This window comes from Paenibacillus sp. V4I3, assembly GCF_030817215.1.
Taxonomy (GTDB): domain Bacteria; phylum Bacillota; class Bacilli; order Paenibacillales; family NBRC-103111; genus Paenibacillus_E.
In genome coordinates this window covers 1581212-1598331 of the sequence record NZ_JAUSZA010000001.1, presented here as the reverse complement: position 1 = coordinate 1598331, position 17120 = coordinate 1581212, and the positions used below count along the sequence as shown (strand labels likewise).

At 48.7% G+C, this 17120-nt stretch carries 14 protein-coding genes and 2 riboswitches; of the genes, 6 read left to right on the top strand and 8 right to left on the bottom strand.

Going from position 1 to position 17120, the window contains the following annotated elements; all coding sequences use genetic code 11:
- Positions 1–88: 88 nt before the first annotated feature.
- The 4 genes from atzF to QFZ77_RS07605 all read right to left on the bottom strand — a co-directional run bounded on the left by atzF (position 89) and on the right by QFZ77_RS07605 (position 7102).
- Positions 89–1912 carry an allophanate hydrolase gene (gene atzF / locus QFZ77_RS07620; protein WP_307449321.1) on the bottom strand — a complete coding sequence of 608 codons (1824 nt, stop codon included), beginning with the start codon at positions 1910–1912 and terminating at the stop codon, positions 89–91.
- A 135-nt stretch (positions 1913–2047) separates the two neighbouring features.
- Positions 2048–5668: an urea carboxylase gene (uca, locus tag QFZ77_RS07615; protein ID WP_307438158.1), complete on the bottom strand. Its 3621-nt coding sequence runs from the start codon at positions 5666–5668 to the stop codon at positions 2048–2050.
- Positions 5669–5725: 57 nt separating this feature from the next.
- A complete protein-coding gene (locus QFZ77_RS07610; RefSeq protein WP_307438155.1) occupies positions 5726–6379 on the bottom strand; it encodes an urea amidolyase associated protein UAAP2 in 654 nt (217 codons plus the stop codon).
- The gene (locus QFZ77_RS07605; protein WP_307438153.1) at positions 6380–7102 is read right to left on the bottom strand and encodes an urea amidolyase associated protein UAAP1; all 723 of its coding nucleotides are present in this window, start codon (positions 7100–7102) and stop codon (positions 6380–6382) included.
- Positions 7103–7173: 71 nt separating this feature from the next.
- Positions 7174–7272, bottom strand: a riboswitch (guanidine-I (ykkC/yxkD leader).
- Between the two features lie 191 nt (positions 7273–7463).
- Positions 7464–7566: riboswitch (guanidine-I (ykkC/yxkD leader) on the top strand.
- 87 nt (positions 7567–7653) lie between these two features.
- On the opposite strand from QFZ77_RS07605, the gene QFZ77_RS07600 reads away from it, so the two are divergent.
- Complete coding sequence (locus tag QFZ77_RS07600; protein ID WP_307438151.1) at positions 7654–9003, top strand: APC family permease; 1350 nt, start codon at positions 7654–7656, stop codon at positions 9001–9003.
- Between the two features lie 208 nt (positions 9004–9211).
- On the opposite strand, the gene QFZ77_RS07595 is transcribed toward QFZ77_RS07600, so the two are convergent.
- On the bottom strand, positions 9212–10213 hold the full coding sequence (locus QFZ77_RS07595) for a Gfo/Idh/MocA family protein (RefSeq protein WP_307438148.1): 1002 nt from the start codon (positions 10211–10213) through the stop codon (positions 9212–9214).
- Between the two features lie 238 nt (positions 10214–10451).
- On the opposite strand from QFZ77_RS07595, the gene QFZ77_RS07590 reads away from it, so the two are divergent.
- Genes QFZ77_RS07590 through QFZ77_RS07580 form a run of 3 tightly spaced genes read left to right on the top strand, consistent with a single transcriptional unit; the run spans position 10452 to position 11668 of the window.
- Positions 10452–10832 carry a hypothetical protein gene (locus tag QFZ77_RS07590; RefSeq protein WP_307438144.1) on the top strand — a complete coding sequence of 127 codons (381 nt, stop codon included), beginning with the start codon at positions 10452–10454 and terminating at the stop codon, positions 10830–10832.
- A 28-nt stretch (positions 10833–10860) separates the two neighbouring features.
- Positions 10861–11286 (top strand): SRPBCC family protein, encoded by a 426-nt coding sequence (locus tag QFZ77_RS07585; protein ID WP_307438142.1) that lies wholly within the window; start codon positions 10861–10863, stop codon positions 11284–11286.
- Position 11287: 1 nt separating this feature from the next.
- Positions 11288–11668, top strand: a complete 381-nt coding sequence (locus QFZ77_RS07580; protein ID WP_307438140.1) for an ArsR/SmtB family transcription factor — start codon at positions 11288–11290, stop codon at positions 11666–11668.
- A gap of 111 nt (positions 11669–11779) precedes the next feature.
- Here QFZ77_RS07580 and catR read toward each other — a convergent pair whose 3' ends face one another.
- Positions 11780–12100 carry a catDE operon transcriptional regulator CatR gene (gene catR, locus QFZ77_RS07575; RefSeq protein ID WP_307438138.1) on the bottom strand — a complete coding sequence of 107 codons (321 nt, stop codon included), beginning with the start codon at positions 12098–12100 and terminating at the stop codon, positions 11780–11782.
- 181 nt (positions 12101–12281) lie between these two features.
- Between catR and QFZ77_RS07570 the strand changes: the two genes are divergently transcribed.
- On the top strand, positions 12282–13049 hold the full coding sequence (locus tag QFZ77_RS07570; RefSeq protein WP_307438136.1) for a DODA-type extradiol aromatic ring-opening family dioxygenase: 768 nt from the start codon (positions 12282–12284) through the stop codon (positions 13047–13049).
- Between the two features lie 48 nt (positions 13050–13097).
- Positions 13098–13454: a DoxX family protein gene (locus QFZ77_RS07565; protein WP_307438133.1), complete on the top strand. Its 357-nt coding sequence runs from the start codon at positions 13098–13100 to the stop codon at positions 13452–13454.
- A 49-nt stretch (positions 13455–13503) separates the two neighbouring features.
- On the opposite strand, the gene QFZ77_RS07560 is transcribed toward QFZ77_RS07565, so the two are convergent.
- Together QFZ77_RS07560 and QFZ77_RS07555 are read right to left on the bottom strand one after the other, a co-directional pair.
- Positions 13504–15807 (bottom strand): helix-turn-helix domain-containing protein, encoded by a 2304-nt coding sequence (locus tag QFZ77_RS07560; protein WP_307438130.1) that lies wholly within the window; start codon positions 15805–15807, stop codon positions 13504–13506.
- Between the two features lie 289 nt (positions 15808–16096).
- Positions 16097–17020 (bottom strand): AraC family transcriptional regulator, encoded by a 924-nt coding sequence (locus tag QFZ77_RS07555; protein WP_307438127.1) that lies wholly within the window; start codon positions 17018–17020, stop codon positions 16097–16099.
- Positions 17021–17120: the final 100 nt, after the last annotated feature.

The window sequence follows — 17120 nt, the reverse complement described above, 5'->3', positions numbered from 1 at the left end:
CGGTCTTCTCTTTTTCGGTATGGTTCGTAGGCTCGCGCCTCTCCGGGTTGGGCCAAAAACATATTAGCAGGCAGGCGCGTCCCGCCTCTTATAAAGGCACCACTTTGCGCCATGTGCGCAAAGCTGTTACATCTTCCGCGCCTGCGGCCGCGTAAGCTTCGCAAACGAAGCCCGGGACTTCCGTGCCGTCCCGGAGCTCAACCTTCCCGATCCCCAGCGGAGCTGGGATCGCAGCCGCAAAGCCGCCGAATGCCTCCAGCGGCATTTCCCAAACCTCCAGCAGGATGGCTGCGCCGCCCTGCTGCTGCTTCACAAGCCCCGGCTTCGCCGGCGTGGTTGGCAGCTTCACCAGGCTGTATTTCGCTGCGGTCTCATCCTCCCGGATGAACCGCGCTCCACAGCCTAGCATTTGCTTCTCCAGCGGGTAGCCGCGCATGTGTAAGCCACAGACCGCGACCAGCGTCGTCGGCACCGCTGCCACGACAACCTCATCCGCCGCCGAGCCTGCCAGACGCGGCGCACTCGCCCCAGCAGCCGATTCCAGCTCAGCGTCAACAGCACCCGCCACGAACAGCTCGGCTGCGCCGCAGATCAAGCTCTCCTCTTCAGCGAGCGCGAAGAACGTGATGCCAAAAGGCGTCTGTGGTGCCGCATCACCCGCCGGCACAGCAACCCCGCACAAATCAAGCAGATTGCAATGATTCGTGTAGCGCCCCATATCCCGATTCGTGCTAATCGGGTCAGCTAGGACTTGCTCGCGCGTCCAAGTCCCCCCGCAGGTAGGCATGACAAGCACGGCATCCTTCAGCAGTTTGCGAGCTTCCAGCTTGAACTGCTGAAGCTTATGCATCGCATGGAACACGGATGCAGCATCGTACTCTGCAGCGGAGCCCGAGCGGAGGATCTTTTCCGTAACGGGATACGCAATGCCCGGATTGGCTTCAATAAAGTTGCCCAAGGCCGCCCAACGTTCGGCCACCCATGGGCCCTCATATAGAATCGCCGCCGCTTCAGCGAATAACGTAACATCGATATATTCAACGGGGATGTTCAAATTAACACTTAATCCCTTCAATTTCTCAACAGCAGTGTCCCACGCAGCGCTGTACTCAGAAGCATAAGGTCCGTAGAATCCTAAAGGACCATCCGGCAAAAAGAACTTAGCCGGAAGCTTAGCCGCTTCCCTTGTTACACTTCGTGACCAAGGGTCATCCGCGTGAAGCCCGCGCACTACGCCGTCTACGGCGAGCGCGTCATTCAAGCTGTGCGCGAAGACGGTTACACAGTCTAAACTCGCACAGGCAGGCACTACCCCTTTGGTTGGCCAGGCGCCGAGACTCGGCTTATAGCCAACCAGTCGATTCAAAGCAGCAGGTACGCGGCCCGAGCCTGCCGTGTCCGTGCCAAGCGAGAACGCCGCTTGGCCACGAGCTACCGAGACGGCTGAGCCGGAGCTCGAGCCGCCGCTGATCAGTTCCGGGCGAAGCGCGTTATGCGCGTCACCGTAAGGACTTCTCGCGCCGACCAGCCCTGTCGCGAATTGGTCCAAGTTCGTCTTGCCGACCGGAATCGCTCCTGCGGCAATCAATCTTTCCACGACGCCCGAGTGTTCCGTCGGCGTATACGCATACTCCGCGCAGCCAGCTGTCGTCGGCACACCTGCCAGATCAATGTTATCCTTGATCGCAAATGGAATCCCCCACAGCGGCGAATCAGCCATAGAAACCGATTTTAATCTTTCCAAATAAGGCTGAATGACATCCATCGTTGGCGGTGTAATCCAGATATTCATACCCACATCATCAGAAGAGCGCTGCACAATGGCCGCTATTACTTCATGCGGAGTCAATTCTTGAATCTCATACTTATCCCGTAGCCATGAGATACTTAACTCTTTTGGCACTTCAACCATCTTTTTTCCAGTATTCTCATTTTTCTCGTTCTTTCCATTCTCATTCTTCTCAGTCTTTCCATTCTTTCCGCTCTTCTCATTCCGTTCGATCTTTTCCACATTATTAGCCTCAGTCATCAACAGACACCTCTCTCCTTAAGCAGATTGTGCAATACCGAGAATCAACTGACCTGCATGAACTTGATCTCCAGGCTTCACTTGAATCATTGAAACATATCCATCACAAGGCGCATGTTGCGGGAATTCCATTTTCATACTTTCGAGAATCGCCAGTTGATCGCCCTTCTTCACCTGTTCACCCTGAGAAACAAGAAGCTTCCATACACTTCCCGGCATAATACCGCGAACAGCAACAGTCCCTGCCGGCAGCTCATCCTCTGGCCCTTCATTGACAGTCTCCTGTTCGGATACGTACTCAGCCAATCCCTTCGCCTTCCAGCTCTCCCGCTCTTCTTTAAAAGCAATTTGCTGCTGCTTACGGAAAGTTTCCGTACTCTCTTCGATGGAGCTTAGGAATTGCAAATATTCACCTAAATCAAATGTCGTTTCTTGAATATCCGCTTCATATCTGCCTCTCGGGAAGTCTTCACGCAGTTGAAGCAATTCCTCAGCGCTGACCTCGTAGAATTGGATTTGATCAAAGAACCTTAACAACCACGGTTTACCCGCCTTGAAGCTTTCCGTTGAGCGCAGGCGATTCCACATTTGAATAGTACGCCCTACGAATTGATAACCGCCTGGACCTTCCATCCCATACACACACATGTAAGCTCCGCCGATACCAACGGCATTTTCCGGTGTCCATGTTCGTGCTGGATTATATTTCGTTGTGACTAGGCGATGACGCGGGTCGACAGGCGTGGCTACAGGAGCCCCCAAATACACGTCACCTAATCCGAGCACCAAATAATTAGCGTCATAAACAATCTTTTTAACATCATCAATTGTATCTAATCCATTCATGCGTTGAATGAATTCCAGGTTACTCGGACACCAAGGCGCATCTGGACGCACCCCTTGTTGATATCGCTGAATCGCCAGCTGCGTCGCCGGGTCATCCCAAGATAGCGGTAATCGAACAATTCGAGATGGTACGCGGAACTCTTCCAATGGAGGCAGCGCTGCATCAATCTCAACAATTTTCATACACGCTTCACTTACCGTGATTTGGGAAGGGTCGATATGAATTTGCAAAGAACGAATCCCTGGCGTTAAATCCAGCACCGGAATTGAGCCGCTTTTCACAATGGCTTGCATCAAAGCCTGCACTTGGAATCGCAGCAGCAAATCCAGTTCAAGCTCACCATACTCAACAAGTAAATTCTGATCGCCGCAGCAGCGGATCGTAATTGGAAATCTGCGATTAGCTGCTTCATGGAAAAGACGCGGATATTCCGGCGTAATCTCTTCATTAACAACAGGTAGCTGCACAAGCACCAGCCGTCCGAAATCCCCCTCACCAATCGCGCGCAAATTACTTTCCTGCAGATCGCGCAATGCCTCTGCTTCTGGAAGTGTGAGCAAGTGGAAGCGAATTGTATCACCCGGATGAAGCTGGCCCAGCTTCCAAAACTCAGCCGAAGCCGTCGTCACCGGACATACGAAACCGCCAAGGCTCGGGCCATCAGGTCCAAGAAGAATAGGCATATCCCCTGTCAAATCAAGCGTGCCGACCGCATATGCATTATCGTGAATATTAGATGGATGAAGCCCCGCTTCCCCGCCATCTTCACGCGTCCATAGCGGAGCAGGTCCTTTCAAACGAACACCCGTCCTTGAGGAGTTAAAATGAACTTCCCAGCTCGTTTCCGTCAATTGATCCAAGTATTTTGCGTGCAAAAACTCACCTGTACAATGAGGTCCAGGGATCACACCGATCGTCCACACTCGCGTCATCACAGGACGATGCTCCAAAGCAAGCTCTACCTCCTCTTGAACCGGACTTCCGCCTTCATTCACACCCAGTACATCACCCGTACGCAGCGCTCGACCGCCATGACCACCAAAGCCGCCAAGCGTAAACGTGGAGGAGCTGCCAAGAATTTTCGGTATATCCAATCCGCCACCGATAAGAAGATAAGTACGCATACCTTCCTTTGCCTCGCCGAAGCTCAACACTTGACCACGAGCCGCAAACACCGGCTTATACATTACAATAGCCGTTCCGTCCAACTCAGCTTGCATATCTGCGCCAGTGACGCAGAACCACATGTCGCTGCGGAACTTATAAGAACCTCCGCGCAGCGTCATTTCCAATCCGCTGGCAGAGTCATCGTTGCCAAGCAGCTTGTTACCGATACGGAACGATAGCGGATCCATCGGTCCGCAAGGAGGTACGCCCACATCCCAGTGGCGGATGCGACCGGGGAAGTCCTGAACGGTGGTTTGGATCCCGCCATCAACCACTTCCAGAGCCAGTTCCACAGGCTCAAACGTATTCAGCAATTGCGTGAAGACGTTCCCGTCTACGCAATCTTTCTCTTGCAGAAGAGCCTGCAAATACTGCAGATTCGTTGTAATTCCGTACATGCGCGTTTCCGCCAACGCTTCGATTAGCTTACGAATGGCGTCCAAACGGTCTATACCGTGGACAATGATTTTAGCCAGCATCGGATCGTAAAGCGTCGTCACTGTCAACCCGTCCCGAACCCACGTCTCATTTCTTGCTTTATCCGAAAAAACAGCACGATCCAGCTGTCCTGCACTCGGACGGAACTGCTGGAGGCAGTCCTCCGCATAGATGCGAGCTTGAATGCTGTGCCCTACCGACTTACGGATAAGTGATTGAATATCCTTCAGTTCATTCGCCGCTTCAAGCAACATCCACTCAACGAGGTCAATACCCAGCACTTCCTCCGTCACACCATGCTCAACCTGTAGTCTGGTGTTGACCTCAAGGAAGTAAAACTCACACGTTTCCGGATCGTAAAGATATTCGACCGTCCCCGCACTGCGATAGCCCACTTCAGCAGCAAGACGCTTCGCCGAGGCGAACATCGCCTCACGCACTTCATCCGACAGATTCGGAGCCGGGCTTTCTTCAATGACCTTCTGGTTACGACGTTGAATGGAACAATCGCGCTCCCCCAGCGTAACGACTTCACCGAAGTCATTACCGAAAATTTGCACCTCAACGTGACGCGCTCTCGCTATATATTTTTCAAGAAACATGCCGCCGTTTTTGAAATTCGTCTCTGCCAAATGGCGGACGCCATCATAAGCAGCTCTTAGCGTTGCCTCATCTGCGCAGACACGCATCCCAATGCCGCCGCCACCTGCTGTGCTTTTGAGAATAACAGGGTAACCAATACGTGCAGCTTCAACTAATGCCTCATTCAGCTCTGTAATCAGCGGGGTTCCTGGCAGCATCGGCACGCCGGCTCTTTCAGCGATTTCCCGCGCAGAATGCTTGAGTCCGAACATTTCCATTTGCTCAGGTGTAGGGCCGATAAACACAATGCCATTCTCTCGGCAAGCACGTGCGAAATCTGCATTTTCGCTCAGAAAGCCGTAACCGGGATGAATCGCCTGCACACCGGTTTCAAGCGCTGTTTTCAAAATCAACTCTGTATTCAAATAACTTTCCTTCGCCGGTCCTTCACCGATCAGAACAGCTTCATCTGCCCCATCCACATGTAAACTATCTTGATCTGCCCCCGTATATACAGCAACGGACGCAACCCCGAGCTTGCGTAAAGTACGCTCAATGCGTACAGCGATAGCGCCACGATTAGCAATCAGTACTTTTGTAAACATCGTATCCACACCCCTTCGAATTTCGTAGACCATCTATCTCCTCTTAAACAAAGGAACTTACTTCTCCCAAATAAGAACCTGTATCGGTGTCGGATTATAGGCATTACAAGGATTATTAAGCTGCGGACAGTTGCTGATAAGCACCATCGAGTTGCCTATCGATTGAACTTCCACATAACAGCCAGGAGCGGAGACACCATCATCGAACTTCAATCCACCATCTGGTGTTACGGGTACATTCATAAAGAAGTTAATGTTGGGTGCCAAATCCCGCTTCGTATACGCTCCACTTTCGTGCTGAGCAAGCTGGAGCATAAACGTATCCCGACAGTTATGCATGGACAGCTTATCGTGCGAGTAGCGCACCGTGTTGCTTTGAGCTGAGCACGAACCCCCGACCGTATCATGGCGCCCGCAGGTGTCGGCTACGATTTGGAGCAATTCCTTACCGGATTCCGCCCGGAGGACAGAGCCTGTGCTGAGATAAATATTGCTTTGACCTGCAATCGTCGCCACTGCGCTATAATGATCTTCCGGATTCTCAGCATCATAAAACAGCGTGTCAGCCGCCTGATTCCCTTCCAGATCGACAATGCGCAGCACTTGCCCTGGCTTCAAAACGCGCATCCAACCGTCTCCCGCTTGAATAACTTCGCTATAGATGGCATCCTCGACTAGGCGAGGGCTTTCCACTCGATTAAAAACAGCCATTTAAATTCCTCCTAACAGCGTGTGATATTCCCATGTATTTTCAAAAGCTCGGCGATTTTCCGGGCGATAATTCAAGCAATAATCATCTTCACCCAATGGAGCAGCAGCTAGCACCTCAATTTTGACAGGCACTGATGGATACGTTGATCTTGGGTCAAGCGGGTTTGGTGTGTTCGATAAGACGAGCAAGCAATCTAATTCCGTACGCAGCGTAACCGTGGCTCCCGCAGGACAATGAGCAGCACTAAAATGCATATCCCCATTGTCATCACAAAACACTTTGGAAAATAAATTCACAACCGGCATCATATCGCGCATGCTAAGGCCATTACGCACCAGCTCTACCGCAAAGTTTTCTTGACCGCTCCTCAGCCACTCATTCCGCTGCTCTTGGAAATTCGTCGTTCCGTACTTGGCATCGGTAGCCGTACGACTTGTGTATCCGCTAAGCGGATCATGCCAACCAATACTGTCCTCCACGATGCTCACTAACGCTCGGCCATTGTCACTCATCAGTATGTTTCCACGCGTCAAATGAGCTGTATGTTGGGCTTTCAGCGTATCCGGCATATTGTAGCGCTCCGTAAGATCCTTCGCGTGGAACACTTGTATAGACACATTCGCGCCGGCCTCCAGCGCCGTAAAACGAATCAACTTCCCTCTACCAATCGCTCCCGACCATTTGCCGCCTGGTCCTATCGTCTTGCTCCAAATGTTATCCATGCTACCAATCTCCTTTGCTATGTCGTTAAACAAAAAGGGAGACATCCACAAGACTCAAATGTCTTGGTGATATCTCCCAGGTTTTTATCCTTCCGTGGCGCCCTTATACAAGAGCGGTTTACTCTCGGACCAGCCCGGTCATAACCGGCGGAACCCTAGTAAACAAACGTATTCTTTTGTGTTACTAAACATAACATCGTTAATGATATGTGTCAATAACTTCTAGATTAAATCCTTATTTTATCTAAAACACTTCTCACGAGCTTACCTTTGTGTTATATTAACTTACACATCAGGCTGATATCTAACATGATTAAGTAAATCGTCATTTCCGCTAATAGGTAAGTAATGATTCATCACATAAATGGTTTTCTAGGGTTCCGTGAGTGCAAGCAGCTCAGTCTGGACCAAGAGAAAACGCACAGCTAACCCTGTGTTCACGGAGGGATAAAAGCCCGGGAGGATATCTGTTTCATAGATATCTCCTTGGCTTTTTTGCATATACGCTCCGTATGATCACCGGAAAACAAGGATAAGGGAGTGTCAACATCATGAAATCAGAAGTCACACTGCGCAAATCTTTAAATCTATCCCAAGTCGTTTACATGGGACTGGCATGGATGACGCCTATGATTTATTTCTCCATCTATGGCATTGCTTATGAGAATGCACATGGCATGCTGACGCAAGCTTATCTGCTTGCTTTCGTTGCCATCTTTTTCACCGCGTACAGCTATGGTGTTATGTCCAAATCTTTTCCCACTTCAGGCTCCGCTTACACCTATACGAAGAAAAGCATCCATCCCTACTTAGGTTTCCTGGTCGGCTGGGCACTGCTCCTTGACTATTTCTTCTCCCCCATTATTGCCTGCCTTACCTTCGGCATCTATCTTCACGCACAATTCCCGTCCATTCCAGCGTATGTCTGGATCATTGGACTCAATATCGTCCTCGGCATCGTAAATATTATTGGCATTAAGTTTTCTGCAAATATCAGCAAGCTGTTCGTCTGGATTCAGATCCTTTTTATCGCGGTCTTCTGTCTTTTCCTTTTCCGGAATATCACCGGAGACGTTCATCCGCTGCAGCCATTCCTGCAAACCGAAGTACCGTTCTCCACCATTCTTGCGGGAGCATCGATGATCTGCTTCTCATTTCTTGGCTTTGACACGGTCACGACTATGTCGGAAGAAACCAAAAACTCCGAGAAAACGATCCCTCGGGCCATCATGATTATCATCATTGCAGCCAGCATTCTATACTTGGTGCCGTCTTTCCTGACACAATTGGTTTATCCACAGCTAACCTTCGTCAACATAGATTCGGCTGGTTTCGAGATCGTTAAGCTCGTCGGCGGAGCAGCACTTAGCTCTGTGTTCATCACCGTGCTTATACTCGCCATTTTCACCCAAGGCTTATCATCAGTAACTAGCGTTTCTCGTCTCCTCTTTGTGATGGGGCGTGATTCGGTTCTCCCTAAACGGGTGTTCGGTTCCCTTCACCCTAAGTTCAACACACCCGTCACCAACATCGTGATCGTCAGCGTCGTCTCTTTGCTCGCTCTTGTTATATCGCTAGACAATGCTGTGAAATTCGTAAATTTCGGGGCATTAACGGCCTTCTTCTTTGTAAACATCTCAGTTATTGCTCAAAAATACATCAAAGACAAGCAGCGGTCGCCAAAGCAAACGTTCCTCTATCTCATTCTTCCGTTGATCGGAGCCGGGTTCATTGGCTATCTACTGTCTCTGCTCGACAAAGATGCCCTATGGATGGGTGGCGTTTGGCTCCTCGCGGGCATTATGTATCATTTGATTCGAAAGCGTTCCGCACGTACATTAACAGCGGCAAGCAGGCCCAACATCACAGGCAGTGGCCGCCCTTCCGGGTCTCTGGATTAGAACGAAAAAGGGTTGTCCCATTGTAGCTTAGCTACTTATGAGACAACCTTTTTTAGATATAGAAAGTACCACTTCACTTGCCAGTATCGAACTTACTCAACCTTGATAGCCACTCTTGCCCAAAAGGACGGCGAACCGATATTTTTCTTGGCGGAATGATGTGACGGCACGCTTTGATTCATTTGCAAGCAAAGTTCAAAGCCCTTACCTATTCGGACTGACCCGCTTTACGGTCAGCGGGAAAAACAAGCCCCATCTGCTTTCTAGCCTCATCCATAATGGCCATGGCAATGCTGGAATTCGCATGTGAGTTTGTCTTTGACTCCAATGTTCCGCTTTTGATAAGCCGAATAAATTCTTCCGCTTCATAACGCATCGTTCTTACAGCTTGCTCCCGCGTCAGGTTTTCCACAGAACCATCTCGGTAACGGATTTCAACTTTTTCTGGCGTGTTGATTTTATCGATGACCATTGTCGCATGCTCACCCTGAATTTCTGCTGGTAGATAGGAGCTCGAAATTTTGGAGTGCATAATAACCGCATCCATGTCCTTGTAACTCAGCAGCAGGCTGCCCTCGCCATCTACACCAGACTCCAGCAGTACTCCGCTTGCTTGTACACGTTCAGGAGTACCAAAAAGCACCGCCAACGGATAAATACAATAGACGCCTAGATCCATAATCGAGCCATTAGAAAAAATGGGATTGAACGCATTCAGTACGGTTCCCTGCTTATAAGCATCATACCTCGAGGAATATTGGCAATAGCTCGCAAAATAACGGCGAATTTTCCCCAACTTATGTAAATTGTCTTGTATCGCCTTGAAATTAGGAAGCAGCGTGGACTTGAGAGCTTCCATGAACACCACTTTATTCGTTTGTGCAGCTTGAATCATCGCTGAGAGCTCGGCGGTATTGGATGCCGCGGGCTTTTCGCAGATAACATGCTTGCCATGATTCATACAGAGTATCGCGTATTCAGCATGAAGCGAGTTCGGACTCGCAATATAAACTGCATCGAATTCCTTACTTTGCGCAAACGTTTCTAGGCTTGTATAGATATGAGAAACCTCGAATTTCTGAGCGAATTCCGCAGCTTTCTCCTCCGTACGCGAGTATACGGCAGTTAAGTCGAACTCCCCCGTCTCGCGGGCAGCATGAATGAATTCTTCCGTAATCCAGTTGGTTCCAATAACAGCAAAACGTATCATCTCGTTCTCCTTTGTTCCACTCTATGTTTTTCATAACTATACCATGATTTCAGAATTGTTGAAAAAGAGAACAGAAACTTCACGGCAGAATTGTTACCCAACAACCCCCCTTGACATGAAACCAAAAGGTTTCGTATAATCCTTTGTGTAACCATTTGGTTTCGTATTGTAATGCCTTTGGAAAACCTAATCTTTTGGACACAATACGAAAAGGACATACAGGAAGGAATGACTTACGATGCAGGACGAATTGTTGAAGAAGCTGCGCTACAAGCAAGGACGAGCTCTCGTTCTTCAGGCACCTGAAGGCTACAAGCTTGGCATTGAGGATAATGAGGAGCCGAATGGGACCTATGATTTCGTTCAGCTTTTTGTAAACAATGCCGCCGAGGTGGCTGAATGGGCGCCTAAAGCGATTGCCTATTTGAACGATGAGGCTGTGTTCTGGATAACCTATCCGAAGCAAAGCTCGAAGGTGAAAACCGACATTAACCGAGACATTCTCTGGAAGTTAATGAATGAGAAAACAGACTATCGTCTTGTAAGCAATGTTGCGGTGGACGATAAATGGTCGGCCCTGCGTTTGCGACATAAGAGTAAAGTAAAAACCAAATCCTAAAAAATGAATCATTGGAGGCTTCTTATTTATGGAAAACCAGACTCAAGGCACATTGCCGGATATCAAACAAACACTTGTTTTTAACGCACCGATTCAAAAGGTTTGGAATGCCGTAGCGACATCTGATGGCATCGCAGCTTGGCTCATGCCCAATGATTTCAAGCCAGAGATTGGCTATGAATTTCACTTGGAAGCAGGACCCTTTGGCAAATCCCCTTGTAAAGTAACCGAGCTCGACCCGCCGAACCGTATGACTTTCGAATGGGGCAAGGATTGGTCGCTGACTTTCGAATTGACTGATTTAGAAGGCAAAACGGAATTCACTCTCATCCACTCCGGCTGGGATGCGGATAAAGTTACGGAATTCGGTCAACCTCACACGGTTGTTCGCGAGACGATGTCAATGGGCTGGGGAGGCCTGGCGAAGGCGCTCGCTGCTTACGTCGAGGCATAAGATGGCTGCCCCCTCGCAGAAGCATGACGTCTTTCAAGCGATCGCCGATCCGACCCGCCGTCAGGTGTTGAAGCTGCTCGGTGAACAAGAGATGCCCGTTACGGTTATCTCCGGCCATTTCCCGATGAGCCGCACCGCGGTATCCAAGCATCTTCGCATTTTGGCTGATGCCGGGCTGGTGAAAGAACGCAAAGTCGGCCGCGAGACCCGATACAGGCTGGAGGCGGAACCGCTTATGGAGTTGAAGCGTTGGCTTTCCTATTATGAACGCTATTGGGAAAACAAGTTAAATGTGCTCAAACGGTTCGTTGAATCGGACGATGAGGAAGGCGGAAATGCTTTATCCGCTTTGGAATTGGTCGATCCCACGAAACATGAATAACAAAATACGACTAGCCGTCGGTTCATTGAACTGCCGGCTTTTTTCTTCAACAGAAAGATCATCTACCCTGCAGATTTCCACAGGTTAGATGACCTTTTTTACTTACACTAGCTACTCCTGAACAGGCAGCCACTCTTGTGACCATATCGCAATCTCACCGAAAATCGGCGCCAATGCCAGTCCCTTGTCCGAAAGTGAATATTCGATACGGACGGGACTTTCTGGGAATACTACCCTCTTAACGATACCTTCATGCTCAAGCTCCTTCAGTCGCTCCGACAACACCTTGCCGCTCAAATTTGGAAGTGCCTGATCGATATTTATGAACCGCTGCGGGCCTGATAGTAATTGAAAAACGATAAGCGATGTCCAGCGCTTGCTGAGGATTTCTACAGCTTTTTCGAAACGAGGACACAATAGGTTGCGTTCCATATTTATCACCTCTATATGTTTATTTATTATAGAGTAAGTTGACACGGATATACAAGGTTACAAAAAGTAATTTAGTTACTTGACGAAACTAACATTTTAACGTAGTATCAGTTACATAAAGTAACTAAGTGAATTTAAGTAATAAAAAAAGAAAAGTAATTTATAGAGGAGTGTTTTTATCGTGATTTCACCCATATTTGTAGGACACGGATCCCCCATGATGGCTATTCAAGATACAGCTTGCACGCAATTCCTTCTCGACTATGGCAAGAAACTTTCTCCGAAAGCTATTGTCATTTTTACGGCTCATTGGGAAACAGAGGTACTCACCATTTCGTCCACCAATGACGTATATGACACCATCTACGATTTTCGCGGCTTCCCGGATGAACTGTTTCAAATCAAATATCCTGCCAAAGGGGATGTGGAGCTGGCTCAAATGATCGCTGGCCGTTTCACGTCGAAAGGCATCCCTGTGAATTTGGATTCACAGCGCGGGCTTGACCACGGCTCTTGGGTTCCGCTATTGCGAATGTTTCCAACACCAGAATGTCCCGTCATTCAAGTGTCCGTCAACCCTTACTTGCCGCCTGCGGAGCAGTATCGCATTGGCGAAGCACTGCGCGGCCTCGATCAGGAGGATATTCTGATTATCGGAAGCGGTGCTACTGTGCATAACTTGCGAGCTCTCAATTGGGATGCCAAAGAGCCAGACGCTTGGGCAGTTGATTTCGACGAATGGCTCATCCAGAACATACAAACGCAGAACCTGGAGGCGCTGTTCGACTACGCTGCTTTAGCCCCGAATGCTCGTATGGCTGTGCCAAGACCAGAGCATTTCATTCCGCTCTTTATTACAATGGGCAGCGGCGACCCGGAACGCCCCGTTCAAGTGATTCATCGCAGCTATGAAGTTGGCTCGCTCAGCTATCTTTCAGTCTCTTTTTAACAGGTACATGATAAAATAATAGTAGTTACTTAGAGAGGAACTATTACAATGAAATGGACGACTCGCATCATCCAAGGCTTGCTGGCATTATCCTTTTTAATGTTTGGCTTTATGAAATTATCCGCAAATCCTATGCAGGTGGGAGCTTTTACAGTAACCTATGGGTATGGTCTAAATGCCATGTATGTCGTTGGAACTATTGAATTATTGGCTGGTATCGGGCTAATTATCGGCTTCTGGAAGCCGCTCATCGCGTTCTACTCCGCTGGCAGTATTGTAATTATAATGGCTGGCGCTATGCTAACTCATGTCCGATCAGGTCAAGGTATGAGCGCCGCGGCATTACCACTTATCTTTCTCATCCTAGCATTAATTGTTGTGCTAAGACGTTCTAAACGCGCATAAGCAAACGGGTATCTCAGCCAGACGGCAGGTGATACCCGTTATTTGCGACTTACGACGGAATAGGCTTCGACATGTGTTCCCGATACTCCGTTGGCGTTAAGCCTGTATATTTTTTGAAGGTGCGCAGGAAGCTTCTCGTATTTGCGTATCCGACCGCTCCCGAAACGTCATTAACTTTAATGGACTTATCTTTCAAAAGCTCCATTGCCGCTTTAATGCGAATTTCGATCATGTAATCGATAAAATTGCTTTCCGTATGATCCTTAAACAGTCTGCTGATGTAAGGCGGAGTGAGATGAAACATTTCGGCCAACCGGTCTAAGGACAGATCATACTCCTGATAATGCTCTCGGATATAGTCCAGCATTCGCTCGATCGTCTCATTTTTCCCACGTTGATTGCGCTTTTCCTCAATTTGTGAAGCCAAGCCCTCGAGAGTCTCTCCGACTAGCCGCTCCGCATCCTTCCAGTTCTCACATTTTCCGATCCGGTCATAAAAGCTGCTTAGGGGACCCATCGATATTTCCGGCTCAATCCCAATGGCTTTGACGGTTTGCAAGGATTTCATCATAAGGTCGTAGCACAGCTGCCTAATCAGCTCCGGAGGAAGATTGCTCTCAACCGCTTCACGGAATGTATCCGATAAGTACGTGAGCATCTTGACGCGATCTGTTTGCCTCATGGCTTCCATCACCGGATCGATCATCCGGCTGAGCTTATAATAGTCCTGTCGGTCCGGCGGCTGCAAGTCGTCTACTGATATGACAGAATGCTTGCCGAAGATCATCTTATAATGAAGCGCCTTCTGCGATTCATCGAAGGAGCTTGGTATGTCCTTCATCTCCATGCGGCATTTGCCGACTCCGACCGTTACCGTTAAGCCAAACTGCCTGTTCATGATATCAAGTATCAGTTCAAGAATGACTAATGTTCTCAAATGATTTTGCTCCGCATCGCCTTCTGCGAAGCTGAGAAGAACAGCAGCCCGGCCGCCCCCCAGATCGATGGCCAAGCCTGCATGCTCGGTTCGAATCAGCTCCTCCGCGACATTGCAGAACATATAGGTGTACAACGTTTCGTCCCGCGGAGCAAGCTGTTCATCTTCCTTGCCAATCTCTGCCGTACAAACGATAAAGCGCTCCGAATACATGTGAATCCCCAAAAATTCCAAATGGTGATACATCGCATGGAAATCGGAACGGTTGCCATTCAATACATCCATCATGATCTTCCACTTGAGCATAGGCTTAGAATCCCTGACATGCTGCTCCAATTGCTCGCGGTCCGTAACCATTTCATCGAATATATGCTCCAGGTTTCTGAGTCCTATACTCTCTGCGCCCTGCCCTCTACGCTTGTTCACGCCGGACAGCTTACCTGCCAAACGATCAAGCGGCTTAAAGGTCCAGCGGTTCACATAAAATAATGCAGCCAATGCCAAAAAGAACATCACGACGGCAAAAGTGAGCAGCAGGTTGCGAGTGACCTTGATCGGCTCAAATACGGTGGACTCCGGCATTATGCTGACAAATTTCCAGCCTGTGTATCCGCTCGTCCGGTAAAAGACAGACTCCTGAATCCCGTCCAGCTTCACGTTGAGGGATCCGCTGTTCGGATCCCTTAATATCGTCTGTATATATGGCAGCGACTTCATATTGCGGTAAAGCTGGTTCTTATCGTCATGTGTGACGACATTTCCTTCCGCATCCAGAATGAAAAATTGACCAGCGTGGCCATCCTCGTAGATCGCTTTAATCATCTGAAACAACTGAGCCTCTTTGATGCTAATAGCCATTAGACCCTTCCTGAAGCCTGGACTGCTGAGACTAGGATAGCTGCGGACCAAGGTAATCACATCTTGGGTCTCATGGCCATCCCACACCTTCTGAGTCGATAGCCACTTAAAATATTCAGGCATATCTAGGTACTGGGCCAACCAATTGAACTCTGACGAAGCTTGCTTTAAATAGGTTTCCTCTGTCATTAAGTCTCCACTGATATGTGAATACGCAAAGACGGATGAATAATTTGGATTATTTGAAATAAATTCCCTCAACCTGTTTGTCAATGTATAGTAAATGCTATATCTATGACCGTCATCACTGTAGCTGTTATTCATAAAATAAACAAATTCCAACCCTTCAGCCATGGAGAGCAGATCCTTCTCCGTCTGGCGAAAGGCAGCCTCGATCTTGGAATCAACCTGTTTCAATAGTGCAAGATTAGCATCCTGCAAGTCCTTCTGCAGCCTGCCCACAGTGCCTGTATAGGACAACCAGAAGGTCAGGGCGATGATGAAGAGGAATACGATACCATATATCATCATGGCTTTTCCGGATATGCTGGTTCTCATGGTGGACCTCCGCTCGGTCGCATTGTTTTGTTCCTATTGTACCATTAACACAGTTGCCCTGAAGGGGAATGATGAACTAACCTTATCAAATGCAGTTAAAATCGCAATAGACAGTTTTTGTCGGACGTCGCATTTCTTTCGATCCAACGCTGTATGAGTGCAATTCAACGGATCCTATAAAAACGTCTTAAAAGATGTAACTTGATCCGTCTGTAGGTCACTTCTTAGAATGAAAAAGCATGCTGAGACAAGAGAACTCTCTTGCCCAGCATGCCTGTTGATGTACGAATTAAATGGAATGGTACAGGTTCCGATAACCGCTTGGTGTCAACTCCGTCAACCGCTTGAACGTATGGCAAAAGTGAGAAATATCCTGAAACCCTACAGAAGCTGCAACCTCCGTAATGGGCAGATCGCTCCCCTGTAAGTACTCCTTCGCTTTGTTGATGCGATAGGCAATTAGAAACTCATTGACGGAGACCCCTGTATCCTGTTTGAAAATTCTACAAAGATACGATCGCGAAAGGTGAAACTGTCCGCACAAATCCTCTATACGCAAGGATTCTTGGTAATTCTCCATCATATAGCTCAGTATGTTTTCGACGACCTTCTTCCGTTCTCCCGTTCCCGGCTGAACAATGCCTATATCCGTCTGATAACGGCCTAGCTGTGTGAACATATGCAGCAGGAGCCCTTTCACAGCAAGGGGATATCCCGGCTGTTGTTCCCTGATTTCCCGCTCCAGTTGGCTAAGCGTTTCCTGCAAGCCCAGCAATTGGCGGGCATTTAATTGAACATGAAGGGAATCGCTGCCTATCCCCGGAAGCCACTGTTCGATCCAAGCGGCTATTTGCCCATCTTGATCGTATAGCCCATCCATATAGCTTTTCTCCACCGCAAGGACATATCGCTGAAAAGGAACCTCCATATCCGGGCGGGATCTATGCATGGCCATGGGCCTCACGACCGTGAAGCTTCCCGGTCCCAACTCATAAATCCGTTCACCAGCAATGTATTTACCGCTGCCTTGTATACATAAATACAATTCGAATCCGCTGTGCGAATGGAAGCTGCGCTGGTACAAGCTCGTCGTTCGATACAAACAATGAACGGGAAAGGCAGAGAGTGTCAGATTCGTCCACTCGTCGATTGCCGCTCCAATGGCATCAGGCTGCTCCACCCGTTCTAAGTTTTCCGATTTCACCCCGCTCACAGCTTTTCACTTCCTTCTGTTCTATTTCGTAGACAATACCCCAAGTCAATAAGAGCATACGCCAAGCCTCACGGTCATCCTGCATAGTATAGTGAACGTA